Here is a 14163-nt window from a genome sequence, read left to right on the forward strand (position 1 = left end):
GTCAGGGTGGCGGTGATCTGCATGTTGTCGTTGCTTGGAGAGGTGACCTCAAATCCACTTAATGATGCGGAAACATCTTCATTGGTGGTCAGGTTGCCGGGAGAGGTTACAGATGGTGCAGCAAGCAGCCCCTCATACCCCGACTGAGCCAGGGCATCATCCACATCCGACCCATCTATCTGCCCCACTTCCTGCTCCAGGTCCCAGTCTCCCCCAAGACTTTCGGAACCTGTGGGATCATCCGAAGCGGCCACATCCGCACCCGTCAGACGGGCAATTTCAGCGATCATGTTCTGTCCGGCCTCATCGGCGGCAATGTCGCAGCCATAGATCAGAATATCGGCTTCCAGGCCAAGATTGGCCTGCCAGTCCGAAAGAGTCTGCTGGTAGTCTGCGAGATTGTCCGGGGTGAGGGTGGTGCCGGCGAGATTCAGAGTGTGGGCATCGCCGTGGGAAAGGATGTGAATAGCGCTTGTTTCCCCGTTCTGGGCGAGGAATTCGCTGACCTGGGTGAGTCCGTCCCGGGTGGGATCGAGGACGATGACGCGGGCATCCGAGGAAATATTTGCTACCAGTGATTGGTAGTCTTTGACGGAGGGGTCTACAAAAACAAGTTCGTCTGCCTGTTCCACGGCGGGGGGGGCCAGGTCGGTCAAAACTAAGTGATCGTTTTCCTGAGCAAGGTGATGAATATTGTCCGATGTATTCGCATGATCATCGGCAAGGGAATCGACCTGGTCATGATCCTGATCCGCCTGATCGAGCCCTTCGATACCGACGGCCAGACCGGCCGCATCGTAGAGAAATCTCGGTTCCAATGGCATCAAGAGCTTGGACGCAACTAAAGGAGTTGTTTCAGTATGCTGATTTTCCTTGTCCTTTTTGGAGGCAAACAAACTGAAGAATGACATCAAGGCTCCTTGACCAAGGTCACGATCATTTTTTCGGGGGGATAGTATCTTACAGAGATCTTTTTACAGTAGTAAAAATAGTTACACACGATTGCCACCCAGTCAACGATGCAGGTCATACGGAAAAAATTTGAACCAAGGGATAACAGGCCAAAACATATGGTGTTAATTTGAAATATTTGATTAAAATCAGGTTGTTAAAAAATATGGTTTTGCGCTTGAGCCTAGATTTTCGACTTTTTTGCAGGAGCATCCTGTAAATTGAAGACGGTCCGAAAGTACTCATTGGTCGAATCTTACACAGCGCAATGGACAGAGGGACCGTTTTTGCAAAATGGATCCATGCCGCCTCTTTTATTATCGGGGTCGGACCCCGAGATAACGGTTGCCATTATCTTGATGGCGGAATTTTTGGGGTCAGAGTCAGCTTAAAAAATAGAATTGCCCGGGTATCCCCGGGCAAGACCATGATCAGGCTACGATTGTCTGTCCCTCCAGCAAGGTGGCAGTGAAGCTACCTGCCGCGCTGCCGTGAGTGGCTCTAGGTTCTATTTTTTCCGGCGAGATAGCGCCCAACGAGTGATGCCATAAAGAAAACCAGATAGAATTGTCCGACCAGCCCTTCCAGGATGGAGAGTGTCTGGGCCATGTGCGACATGGGGAAAACGTCCCCGAATCCGATGGTCATGAGGGTTATGAAGCTGTAGTAATAAAGCAGGGTTCCGGATTGGACCAGGTCCGGATGCGCACCATGCGGACCAAAGGCAAAGGACCCCGGGGCGGCCTGTTCCAGCATGGAAAACAGGGTGGCCCAGAACACCCCGATCAGGATGTACACGCACAGCCCACCCATGACGTTATCGATATTTATCCGCGGATCCCGGCCGACATCCAAGACGATCAGGACGGTCACAAATCCCAGATAAGCCAGATAAAAAAGACTGGTTGCCAATAACACAAAGGTGTTGTCCGTAAAAAAGCAAACCACCACACCGACAAGACTCAAACCGCCCAGGACCAGGGCTATCCGGAAATACCGGTTATTCCTGACCGAGTATGCCGCTGCCGCCAAAAGCAGAAGAAACAGCAGATCGGAAAGAACCCCGGAGGACAGCTTTCCCTCGAACAGGGGCAGGCTCAAAAGCTGGAGCAGAAAAATAGCCAGCAAGAGCCCGAACCTGTCCGCAGAAAAGAAAACGCGGGAAAAGAGGGCTCCCATATCAGCCCGCCCTATGCGCAGGCTTGACCCGATAGAACAGGGTATACAGGACAGGAATAAAAATCAGGGTGATCAGGGTGCCCACCAGCAGTCCGCCCATGATGGTCACCGCCATGCTCCCGAACATGGGATTGGACAGAAGGGGAATCATCCCGAACGACGTGCAGCAGGCCGTGATCAGCACCGGTCGCACTCGGGTGAGGGATGCCTGGACCACGGCCTCGAATTTTTCCCTACCCTCCTTGTCCCGGGTGCGGTCGTTCATCTCCATGATCAGTATCACCGCATTTCGGATGATCATGCCGATAAGCGCGTAGATCCCGAACAGGGGCATAAAGCCCATGTCCCTCCCGGCCAGGAGCATCCCGGCAACCACGCCCACAATGCTCAACGGCAGACTGAGGATGACGATAAGCGGAGAACGCACTCCGTTGAAGAGCAGGATCACGGCCATGAGCATCAGGGTCATGGCCATGGGGAACTGGGCGTTTAGGCTATCGTTCGATTCCTTTGACGTTTCATACAGACCACCCCAGGAAATAGTGTAGCCAAAGGGAAAATCAACTTCTTTTTCTATCGTTTCGGCTATCTGATTACGCAAGGCCGCGCAGTTCACTCCCGGCTTGGGATTGGCGCGCACGGTGAGGGTCCGCATGCGGTCATAGTGGTGTATGATCGGATTTTCCATGACCACCTCCCCTTCGTCCATAACCGCCCCCAAGGGCACCCTCTGGGCACTCTCCCAATTGGAAACGGGAACGGCGGATACGTCACGCAGATCATAAGCGTCCTTTTTCGGGGCCCGAAAGACGATGGGCATAAGATGCTTGTCGCCTCTATAGGCCTCCCAGCTACTCCCCTTGGACAGCCAGCGCATAGTCTTGGCCACACTCTCCCGGCTGACCCCGCGCAGTCCTCCGGCCGCCTGCATGAACCCGGGCCTCCACACGGGGACCTGGTTCCTCCAGTCCAGCTGCAGCTCCTCGGTTTTTCCCGTATCGCGCATAATATTCTTGACCTGATCGGCCAAGCTACGCAGGGCTGCCGGATCATCACCGGAAATCCGTGCCTGGATCAGAAAATTAGGCATTCCGCCCGGGATAAATTCCGAGGCCCGGGCATCTGACTGGGGAAAAGCCGAGGCGATATAATCCTGGGTGCGTGCTATCATTTTGGGTACACCCACCCCCGGCTTTACTTTGACGATCATATTTCCATAAGCAATATTCGGCAGTTCCGGGCTGAAACCGAGCATGAAACGTGGAGGACCGCTCCCTACTGTCGTGGTCACCGCGGTCACCTCCGGCCAGGACAAGATTTTCTGCTCAATATCCTTTAAGTCACTCGAGGTCTTGTGTATTCGCGTCCCTTCCGGCAGCCAGTAGTCCACTTTGTACTGAGGCCGACCGGATTTATTCATGAGCGCGTACGGGATCAACCCGAATCCGTAGCAGGCAAGGACAAATATACCCACAACAATCCCCAATGTTATCCAGCGGTGTTTAAGGGCCGGACGGAGAAGGGCCAGATAACTACGGTAAAGAAAAGTACTGTACGGTTCTTTTTTCTTTTTCTGTTCCTTGACCTTGAGCAATCGGCCACTCATGACCGGGACCACGGCCATGGCCTGTATCCAGCTTACGCCTAGGGCGATAGCCACCACGTAAGTCAGGGACTGGCAGTATTCGCCGAGGGAACTCTCGGCCAGAGCCATGGGCAGAAAAGAGCACACCGCGATAAATGTGGCGATGAACTGGGGAAAGGCAGTGGACTGGGCCGCTTTGATCCCGGCATCTTCCTTGGACAGTTTGTTCTGTTCCATTTCGACCATGGTGTTGTCCGTGACCACCACGGAATCGTCCACCAGCATACCCAGGGCGATAATAAGGGCGCACAGGGACACGATCTGCAGATCTATCCCGAAAAACTGCATGACAATGAATGTGGCACAGATGTTGAAAATAAGCCCGTTGGTAATGACAATGGCGCTCCGGAAACCAAGAGCTATCAACAGCACGCCCAGGACGATACCCACGGCCTGAAGCAGGGCCACGATAAAGGTATTTATGGAATCCATGACCACATCGGCCTGGAAATTGACGATGGATACATCCAAGCCGGCGGGCATCTTTGCGGTGAGCCTGTCTATCTCCTTTTTGACCGACGTACCGAGCACCACGGTATTACCGTCCTTGACCGTGGAAACACCTATGGCCAATGCGGGGGCGCCATTCATGCGAAAAAGTACCGTTGGCGGATCGACGTACTCCCTCCGGACATCAACGATGTCCCCCAAACGCATAAAATCGCCCCCGGATCCGCCGAGAACGAGATCCTCGATGTCCTCTACGGTTTGTAAATCTCCGGATGGACTGATCCGGATACGACTATCACCGGCGTTCAAATGTCCATAGTCGGTGATACAGTTTTGCGCGCTCAGGGCCTGCTGAACGCTCGCCAAATCGAGATCCAACCCGGCAAGCTTCTCCCGCGAGATTTCCAGGACTATCTGTTCCTCCTGGATGCCGAAAATGGTGACCCCTTGAGCGTCCTCGCACTTCTTGAGCCGCTTTTTCATGTAATTGGCGTAGCCCCGGAGCTCACGCATGGAATATCCCTCCCCGCTCAACGCCAGGAGAATGCCGTAACTCCGGCCGAAATGATCAATGACATCCGGGGTGCCTGCTCCCGGGGGAAGATACGCGCGGGCATCCCGAATGCGCTCCCGCAGATTGGTCCATATCTGGGGCATGGCCGAGGGAGGATTGGAGTCCTTGATGTCCACGTAGATTGTCGAGCGACCGGCTTCGGACTTGGAACGTACGTGTTTGAGCTGCCCCATGGCCTGGATCGCCTTTTCCAGGGGGTCGGTAACCAGCCGTTCGACCTCCTGAGGGGAACCTCCGGGATATTCGGTGAGTACCAGGGCGGTCTGGATGGTGAACGTCGGGTTCTTGAGTTTCCCCAGCTCGAAATAGGAGCTAACCCCCCCAAGGATAATGATCAGGGTAAAAATAAGGACCGTATTTTTGTTGTTCATGGCCCATTTGGTAATGTTCATGCCGGTTTCCCCCAAAGGATGGTAGTTAACCTGGTTTGGCCCTCAAGCGCGGACTCGGAACCTGCAGCGCCCCATTGTCAACGGGATCCGGACATGGGCTTGACGATGGTTATCTTCCGTCCCGGCGACAAATGCGTCTGCCCGGCGGTTATAACCCGGTCTCCGGGGGAAAGACCGGATGTGACAACCATCATTCCCTGGTGCAGCCCGCCTAAGGTAACGGGATGCGGATGCGCCCGGCCCGATTTTGGATCGGCGATCCATACCTTGGGCGAGCCATTGTGGTCACTGGTTATGGCACTGACCGGGACAAGGATATGGTTTTTTGATGCATCAGTAACCGCCGTTATGCGCAGGATGCCTTCGGTTCCGGGCATTAGTGAGTGCTGCGTGGCGGAACCGAGTTCAACGGTCAGGGGAAAGGTATGCAGGGGGGGCAATGCGCTCGGACCGATACCATGCGGCTTGGCCTCGAGTTGTAGACCGTTCAGGGCGGGAAAAATGCATTTGAATGAGTGGAACTCCTTCCGCCTGGACAGCAGGGAGGTCGGCAGCTGAACCCGGAAAAGAAGATCGGATGGATCCACCATGAGGGCAATGGTCTGACCGGCCTCCACGGTCTGGAAGGCATGGACCTTCTTGCTGGCCACGACCCCGTCAAACGGGGCCGTGAGCCTAGTGTATCCAAGCTCCCGACCAACCTCGGCCAACCGCTTCTGGGCTATGCAAAAATTTTCCTCGGCAGCCTTTGCCGACGTTTCGGCGTGTTGCAGTTTTTGCTTTGAGATATCGCGCACAGAACGCAGTTTGGTAAGCCTTTGGCATTCGGCGCGTGCGTCCTGCATGCGGGCCTTGGCCTGCCTTGTAGCCGCCCGGGCCTGTTCTCTCGCGTTGACAAAATGGTCATTGTCCAACCGTGCGATCAGCTGGCCCTTTTCCAAAACCTGTCCAACCCGGATCGGAAGCTCCTCGATCATTCCGGAAACCCGGAAGGAGAGTGTACTCTCATTGTTGGTCAGTACCACGCCGGGATAATCCATCCGGTACCTTCCATCGCCCTTTTTGACCCGTACCGCCTTGACCGGCAGAACCTTTTGCGTGGAATTCGTTGGTGGGCTCTGCGTGGTCTTTTTGCCGAGCAACGTATCGCTGGGGCCGCAAACAAGCATAAAGGCCGCGAGTATTCCGATTCCCGTTTGCCACAATCTGGTCATTACCTGCTCCTTGCCGGGTTATGGTGTACTGTTCATGACGACCTGGCGCATACGAGTTTGTCCTACCATCATCATTGGCCGAATCTTTCCCTATGCAGCATAGGTGCGCGCCAGATCCAATACCGTCAGTTGTCAATCCATCGGCCGCCAGTCCCCCCTTGTTGCCCCCAATTTTTCAAAGGCCCCGCAGCTGTGGGCCAGACGCGCGGCAGCCGTGTACATGGCCATTCTGGCGGCGACCCGCTCGCTCCGGGCGTTTGCAAGCTGTTCCAAGGCCCTGGTGATCTCCACCATCGTCCCCTCGCCGTCCTTGAAAAATTCGACCGCAACCTTGTAGCTGTCTTTTGCATCCCGAACATACTGATTGCCGGCTCCAAGCTTATCCAGGGCGGACCTGTACTCATTCAACGAGTCCTGCACTTCCTGCCGCAACGCCAGCTGTCTCTTGGCAAATGTTTCACGGACGGCGTTGACATCGGCTCTGGCCCCGCGTTCCGCGTAGCTGTCAGAAAAACCCGTAAAAAGATCGTATGTCATCTTCACCCCGACCGAGGCCTGATACTCATCTTCCTCCATGCCTGCCTGATGTCGCTGCGTCGACATGACCTTTTGGGCCGTTCCGCTGCCCACGAAACTCAATTCCGGCCAGAAACGGGATTCAGCCGCTTTCACATTGTGTTCTCCCGAGGCGATGCGCGCCCCTAGAGATTGCAGACCGGGATTTTTGTCCTCGACCATATTGAGCAGTTCCTCGGCCCCCTTGCTCACAAGTTCCCTGTCCAGTCTGGCAGGTGGCTCGACATCGCGTTGCGGAGAAACCGGGATGTTGCATACCAGGGCCAGATTTCTCCAGTTCCTGCGCACATCACTTCTGATCGAAGCCAGCTGATAGGTAATCTGGGAAACATGCGCCCTGGCTTGAAGCTGGGCTGATTTTGAGCTCAACCCCGCCTTGAAAAAATCCCTGGCCCTGTCACGATTGTATTTGGCAACCCTCAGATCCTCTTGCTTTGCGGCGAGCATCTGCAGCGATCCGGTGTAAGCATAATATTGGCACTGGACCGCAAAAACCAGATCCAAAACGGCCTGGTTGTACGCAAAATTCGCCGCATCCAGGTCCTTTTTTGCAGCCTTGGCGCTATTCTTCCTTCCGCCATTATCCAGAAGCAGATACGTAATCCCCAGGCTTGCCCCTGTTTTCTGGTTCTCTTCCCACAATTCATATTCGTGGTATGTACCTTCATCATTATATTGGTAAAAGACGTCGGAAGATACGTGGGGATAATAGGCCGATAACGCCTGGCCGACCGAGGCTGCGGCCCCTTTCACCCGTGCCCACGAAAGGCGGAGGGCGGGATGCGATCCAAGCGCCGAATCAATAAGTGTTTCCAGGCTGGGTCTTGGATCCAAAGATATCTTTTTTTTCCCTGGTCTTTCTTGCAAATATTCAGGCTGGACGATATGTTCTTCAAAAGTCGGCGCATACGTTTCCAACGACGAGGCCGGGGCAACATTTGGCAATTGGAGAAAAAAAAGTATTAGAATAAAAAACCAAATAAATACAAATTTTTGGTTATATGACATTTCTTTGAATATTCTCCCCCCCAAATCACACCCCATATGACACCTCTTAGCGATTAAATATTTTTTCCGGCAACTGATATTACAGTAAAAAATCAGACATAAATATTATAAATTTGAGTTTATGCATACTGAAACACGGTTGTGTTCCCATAAATATAGTGGTTTTATTCCTCATAACGTAAAACAAAAATAATTGTCAAATATGTTTTCGCATTACAATCAAGGTCTACGGGGCCCAAAAAAGTCAGCAACCATCTTCCCCCGGGGCGACGAACAACGTGTTCCTCCACAGCATAGAGAGGACTCAATCAGGCCATTCCCGAGGAATCGCCCCCTGTATCCAAGACCGGGATTTCTGAAAGAGTATGACATCGCTAGATAAGTTTGTCAGGATTACGTCAACGGTTCAATCAATACCTTGGTTCCATGTCGTGCCCCTTCAGGGCACAGGTTCTTATCATACTTGAGCCCCGATTTTCGACTTTTTGCGGGAGCATCCAAGCGACCAGTATCAGGAGTTCACATGAAAAAAATCCGTGGCAACGGGCTGAAATGGGTCAAAACCTTCCATATGTTCTTTGCATGTCTATGGGGAGGAGGAGCCATGGGGCTTGTCATCCTTCAACTGGCAATCCGCCCGTTGACAGGCGATGCCCTGCACATGAGGGATCTATGCATAAAAGTCATCGATGACTACATCATTGTTTCTGGAGCATTTGGATGCATGGCTACAGGAATAATTTTTGCTTTATTCACAAGCTGGGGGTTTTTCAAACACAAGTGGGTTATCGTCAAATGGATAGTTAACATAGGATTTATTATAGCAGGTTACGTATATTTTATTCCATGGATCAATCATGCAGAAAAGATTTCTAACAACATGCGTTTAACAGCTCTTCAAGACGCAGAATATCTACATACAAAAACATTGAATCTCGAAATGGCTGTGTTTCAGATAATAATTATATTTGTAATGATCTTTATTTCTGTATTCAAACCATGGATAAAAAATCATAAAACGTCTTCTACATCCAATAAAATAAAAACAAAATCCATGACATAAAAAATATAGCTATCTCTCTTCGCCGAGGATCCGCACACCACGTTCTTGTCCTTGGAAAATATCGTACGCTTGGATATCTCTGCAAGGGGCACCCCTACAATTTTATTACCCTGAAATTACAGCAAAAAAGCAGTTTGGAAACCCCGCGTTCCAAACTGCTTTTGCTGTAACTCCCTTAACCTTCTAAAATCTCTAGCATTTCTAAAATTTCTAACATTCGCGGTTCTGATTCCTAGAAAATACACCGGAATAGTTACCTTTTTTTCACACCCCCCAATATACAGATGCTCCAGCAAAAAGTCGAAAACCGGGGCGCAAGCTCAAAACTATATTTTGTAACAATCTGATTTTACCTAAAACCTTCAGCTTAAATCTTAACCCTGCCTGCAAAAAAACCTCTTTCTTGCAGGCACATCTATACAGTCCCGGTCACAACAATCCCGCATATTCTACTGTACCATCCCCCCCTCGAGGTCCATACCCCGGGGATGGGGGGCGGTTCCCTCCTGGAGATTCCAATCGGCTTGACCGGCCACGTCATCTATCAGTCTCAACATCCCATGCATGAGTTCGGTTCGGAGCTGGAGTTCGATCTTCGCTCCTGTTGCGCATGAAAGAACGAGCAACACTCCGTCCCGGACCTCCTTGGCCTGGAGCTTGACTAAAAGAACAGGTGTGTCGCCAAGGGGAAAGCTGGCATCAAGGGTGTGATTAAACCCCTTGGAAAAATCATTTTTTTGCGTATATGCCTCGTGTTCCATGTCAACGATGTGCTTGAGCTGCGTACTCTCACGCCCATCGACCGCCGCAACCTGCCTTTGCAAAAAATCCCGGATTACCTGACGCAATAGCTTGCTGTACCGCCTGGTCAAAAGACACTGTATTTCTTCATTTTCCGTCGTATTTATGCGCAAGAGCGCACGGTCTTCAAGCGGATCATAGGTCAAGGAAAATTGATGCAATCCCATTGATTTCCCGTGTTGTATTTAAAATTTTTGTGGATGGGAGCAAAAAAGGGGAACCGATCACACAGATCGATCCCCCTTTTGGTCAACGGCCTGTGGAAGAGGCTACTTCTCGAGCCAGGACATCATGGAACGCAGTTTGTCCCCGACTTCCTCGATCTGGTGGTCATGGGCGATACGACGCTTGGCCTTGAAAGAGGGACACCCGGCCTGGTTTTCAAGAATCCAGTTGGTGGCAAAGGTTCCGTCCTGGATTTCGGCAAGGGCCGTTTCCATGGCCGCCCTGCTTTCCTTGCCGATCACGCGGGGTCCGGTCACATAGTCACCATACTCGGCGGTATCACTGATTGAGTAGTGCATGCGCTTGAACCCGCCTTCATACAGGAGGTCCACGATCAGTTTAAGCTCGTGCATGCATTCAAAAAAGGCCATTTCGGGCTGATATCCGGCCCCGACCAAGGTCTCGAAGCCGTTGCGGACAAGTTCGCTCACTCCGCCACAGAGCACGGCCTGCTCCCCGAAAAGATCGGTTTCGGTTTCTTCCTTAAAGGACGTTTCCAGGACACCGGACCGCGTTGCACCAATACCCTTGGCATAGGCGAGAGCGACATCCTTGGCCCTGCCGGAGGCGTCCTGATGGACGGCAATAAGTGAGGGAACCGCCCCCCCCTTTTCGTACTCGCGACGGACCAGGTGGCCGGGGCCCTTGGGGGCTATCATGATCACATCCACATCGCTGGGTGGTTCGATCTGTCCGTAATGGATATTGAAACCATGGCCAAAGGCGATGGCGTTGCCCGCGGAAAGGTTGGGTCTGATCTCTTTTTCATACATCGCCTTCTGGTACTGGTCCTGGATGAGGACCATGATGACATCGGCCTTCTTGGCGGCCTCTGCAGCACTCATGGGCTCGAATCCGTGTTCCTTGGCCAGATCGAAATTGGGACCACCGGGACGCTGACCGATGATCACGTCGAGTCCGGAATCACGCAGATTCTGGGCATGGGCATGTCCCTGGCTGCCATACCCGATGATGGCGATGGTTTTTCCTTCCAAAAGGGTCAGATCTGCATCCTGTTCATAATAAACTTTCATGGGGTCTCCTTGACTTATGCATCTAAAAAAAAGGGTGGTTGGTCAGCACGGGGAGAATCGATAACGGCAGCACGGTAGAGAAATCCGTGCTTTTCCAGCCGTCATCCCGGGATTGATCCGGGATCTCCCGGATTCTTGCAGAAAAAAATGGCTTTTCGATATTCGGCCCTGACCGATCAGCATCCCGGGGCAAGCCCGGGATGACGGACCGAAAATGCAATGATAGGTTTGTATATTTCCCCCCATCTGCAAAACATCGCTAAAAATCAATGGGGCAAGCCGAATCCTTTTATTCTTCGAGCTGCATGCTGCGACGGACGGCACCTGTGCCGGTACGGGCGATTTCCTTGATCCCGAACCGCTGTAGCAGGTTGACTATCGCCCTGATCTTGCCCTGATCCCCGGTTATCTCCAGGGTCAACTCATTGGCGGCCACATCCACGACTTTACACCGGAAAATATCTGCGATCCTCAGGACTTCGGCACGTCTGCTGTCCTCGGCGCTCACCTTGATAAGGACCATTTCCCGCTCGACCGCCTGCATATGGGTCAAATCGACCACCTTGATAACCGTGACCAATTTGCGCAGCTGTTTGATGATCTGCTCGATAATCTGGTCGTCCCCTATGGTACAAATGGTCATCCTAGAAACACCCTTCTCCAGGGTGGGGGCGACGTTGAGCGATTCGATATTGAACCCCCGGCCGCTGAAGAGGCCCGCGACACGGGAGAGAACTCCTGGTTCATTTTCAACGAGTATGGAAAGTACATGACGCATGGAACACTCCTGAAAACCCGGGCATTCCCGGGGATGGATTGAGAAAACCTGATTTAGACCAACAACATGTCCGTCAAGGAAGCTCCGGCCGGAACCATGGGATAGACACTTTCCTCGGGCTCGACCAAAACATCGACGACAGCCGGCCCCTTGGAGGCAAACGCCTCCTTGAGGCCACGGTTCACGTCTTCGCGTTTCTCAATCCTGAATCCCTGCGCCCCGTATGCCTTGGCCAAGGCAACAAAATCGGGATTCTTATGCAGGCAGGTCGCACAATAGTTTCTATTGTAAAAAAGCTCCTGCCACTGCCTGACCATTCCCAGATGGCCATTGTTTAGAATGACGATCTTCACCGGAAGTTCATAACTCACGGCCGTGGCCAGCTCCTGGATATTCATCTGGATGGAACCGTCACCGGCGATATCGATGACCAGAGATTTCGGAAAAGCCAGCTGTGCCCCCAGGGCGGCCGGGAATCCGTATCCCATTGTGCCGAGCCCCCCGGAGGTAAGGAGGGTTCGCGGTTTATGGTACTTGTAGAATTGGGCCGCCCACATCTGGTTCTGGCCGACCTCGGTGGAGATGATCGCCCGCCCCTTGGTCAAGTCATAGATGGTTTCAATAACCATCTGCGGCTTGATATATGTCGAACCGTTTTTTTCGTAGGTCATGGGCTGGCTCTTTTCCCATGCCTGCATCTTACCAAGCCACTCCTTGTGCTTCTCGTCCCAGTTCAAGGAATCTGTTTTTTCAATCTCCTTTTTCAGTGCCTTGAGTGCCTTACGACAATCACAAACCATGGGCACGTCCACGGAGACATTCTTGCGGATGGAGGTCGGATCAATATCAATATGGACGATTTTGCCCTTTTCTGCAAAGGAACTGAGCTTGCCCGTCACCCGGTCGTCAAAACGGACACCCACAGCGAGGAGCAGATCGGCATTGTTCACGGCCATATTGGCCGCATAGGTGCCGTGCATGCCGACCATTCCGAACCAGAGCGGCTCATTGCCCGGAAAGGCCCCAAGCCCCATGAGCGAACCAATGACCGGAATGTTCAATTTTTTCGCCAGCCAGATCAATTCATCGGATGCATCGGAGCCGATCACCCCCCCCCCGACAAACAGCAAGGGCTTCCTGCAAAACCGCAACAGATCGACAACCTTGCCTATCTGCCTGGAATTTGGTTCGTAGTGGGGGCTATAACTCCGCATCTGGATCTCACCGGGATATTCGTACTCGACAACCTCCTGCATGACATCCTTGGGAAGATCCACGAGAACCGGCCCCGGTCTGCCGGTTCTCGCTAGATAGAAGGCCTGCTTGATGGTCACTGCCAGGTCATTGATATCCTTGACCAGATAGTTGTGTTTGACGCAGGGTCGGGTGATGCCCACGATATCGGCTTCCTGGAAGGCATCGTTGCCGATCAGAGAGGTCGGCACCTGTCCGGTAAAGACTACGAGGGGAATGGAATCCATGTAAGCGGTGGCAATGCCCGTTACCGTATTGGTCGCACCCGGGCCGGAAGTCACCAGGCATACCCCGACCTGCCCCGATGCCCTTGCGTACCCGTCCGCGGCATGGACAGCTCCTTGCTCATGCCTGCTCAAGACATGCCTGAAAGGATATTTGGACATCTCGTGATAGATGTCGATTGTCGCACCGCCGGGATAACCAAAAACAACATCGACCCCTTCCCGACGCAAACTTTCCAGCAAAACCTGGGCTCCAGTCAACTCCATATTCACATTCCCCCACTTCCATCCATATGGAAGATACCTATATATTTACATGGATTTATTTCTCTTTGTGTTTCTTCAACAATGCGATCATCTTTGTCTTGCCTGATAGTTTCTGTTTCTTGATGTTTTTGAGCTCCCGGTCTTCCTCGGGCGTTAGAAAAGGTTTTGATGCCATTTTTTCTACATAATTTTCAAATGCAAGATGCTCTTTCCACAATCCCTTGAGTTCCTCGTCTTGCTCACTGTACTTGGCGATCAATTCAAGATCCCTTTGTTCCATAGAAACTCTCTCCTGTTGGTTGTATATGTTTTAGCTTGTAACAAGCCAGTTATACGATAAAGTTTGTAACTATTCAGGTACATTTTCCTAGAATCAGCATCGCGAATTTCTAAAATTTCTCAAATTTGTTGGTCAGCACTCAGATTTGACGGTAAATCTTACCATGTTGTCATGGTAAAATTTTGACCGGAATAGGTACGAAATTTTCTGGCGGACCCGCCCATACGGATGCGACTGCAAAAAATGCC

General features: G+C 52.2%; 11 protein-coding genes. 1 reads left to right on the forward strand and 10 read right to left on the reverse strand.

Annotated elements, in window-relative coordinates; all coding sequences use genetic code 11:
- The 5 genes from ACY692_RS05510 to ACY692_RS05530 form a co-directional block, all read right to left on the reverse strand.
- A partial coding sequence (locus ACY692_RS05510; RefSeq protein WP_462324346.1) for a DUF4347 domain-containing protein occupies positions 1-911 on the reverse strand: 911 nt, incomplete at its 3' end.
- Between the two features lie 541 nt (positions 912-1452).
- Entirely contained in the window at positions 1453-2130 is a 678-nt protein-coding gene (locus ACY692_RS05515) for an ion channel (protein ID WP_462324347.1), read from the reverse strand.
- 1 nt (position 2131) lies between these two features.
- Positions 2132-5191, reverse strand: coding sequence for an efflux RND transporter permease subunit (locus ACY692_RS05520; RefSeq protein ID WP_462324348.1), 3060 nt, complete (start codon positions 5189-5191; stop codon positions 2132-2134).
- Between the two features lie 77 nt (positions 5192-5268).
- Positions 5269-6405 carry an efflux RND transporter periplasmic adaptor subunit gene (locus tag ACY692_RS05525; RefSeq protein WP_462324349.1) on the reverse strand — a complete coding sequence of 379 codons (1137 nt, stop codon included), beginning with the start codon at positions 6403-6405 and terminating at the stop codon, positions 5269-5271.
- Between the two features lie 132 nt (positions 6406-6537).
- A complete protein-coding gene (locus ACY692_RS05530) occupies positions 6538-7815 on the reverse strand; it encodes a TolC family protein (RefSeq protein WP_462324350.1) in 1278 nt (425 codons plus the stop codon).
- Between the two features lie 697 nt (positions 7816-8512).
- Between ACY692_RS05530 and ACY692_RS05535 the strand changes: the two genes are divergently transcribed.
- Positions 8513-9052, forward strand: coding sequence for a hypothetical protein (locus tag ACY692_RS05535; protein ID WP_462324351.1), 540 nt, complete (start codon positions 8513-8515; stop codon positions 9050-9052).
- Positions 9053-9501: 449 nt separating this feature from the next.
- On the opposite strand, the gene ACY692_RS05540 is transcribed toward ACY692_RS05535, so the two are convergent.
- From ACY692_RS05540 to ACY692_RS05560, 5 genes are all read right to left on the reverse strand, one after another.
- Entirely contained in the window at positions 9502-10020 is a 519-nt protein-coding gene (locus tag ACY692_RS05540) for a hypothetical protein (RefSeq protein WP_462324352.1), read from the reverse strand.
- A gap of 102 nt (positions 10021-10122) precedes the next feature.
- Positions 10123-11112, reverse strand: a complete 990-nt coding sequence (gene ilvC, locus ACY692_RS05545; protein ID WP_462324353.1) for a ketol-acid reductoisomerase — start codon at positions 11110-11112, stop codon at positions 10123-10125.
- Positions 11113-11401: 289 nt separating this feature from the next.
- Complete coding sequence (ilvN, locus tag ACY692_RS05550) at positions 11402-11890, reverse strand: acetolactate synthase small subunit (RefSeq protein WP_462324354.1); 489 nt, start codon at positions 11888-11890, stop codon at positions 11402-11404.
- Positions 11891-11943: 53 nt separating this feature from the next.
- Entirely contained in the window at positions 11944-13635 is a 1692-nt protein-coding gene (gene ilvB, locus ACY692_RS05555; protein ID WP_462324355.1) for a biosynthetic-type acetolactate synthase large subunit, read from the reverse strand.
- A 55-nt stretch (positions 13636-13690) separates the two neighbouring features.
- A complete protein-coding gene (locus tag ACY692_RS05560; protein ID WP_462324356.1) occupies positions 13691-13915 on the reverse strand; it encodes a DUF465 domain-containing protein in 225 nt (74 codons plus the stop codon).
- Positions 13916-14163: the final 248 nt, after the last annotated feature.

Source organism: Desulfoplanes sp. (genome assembly GCF_054921335.1).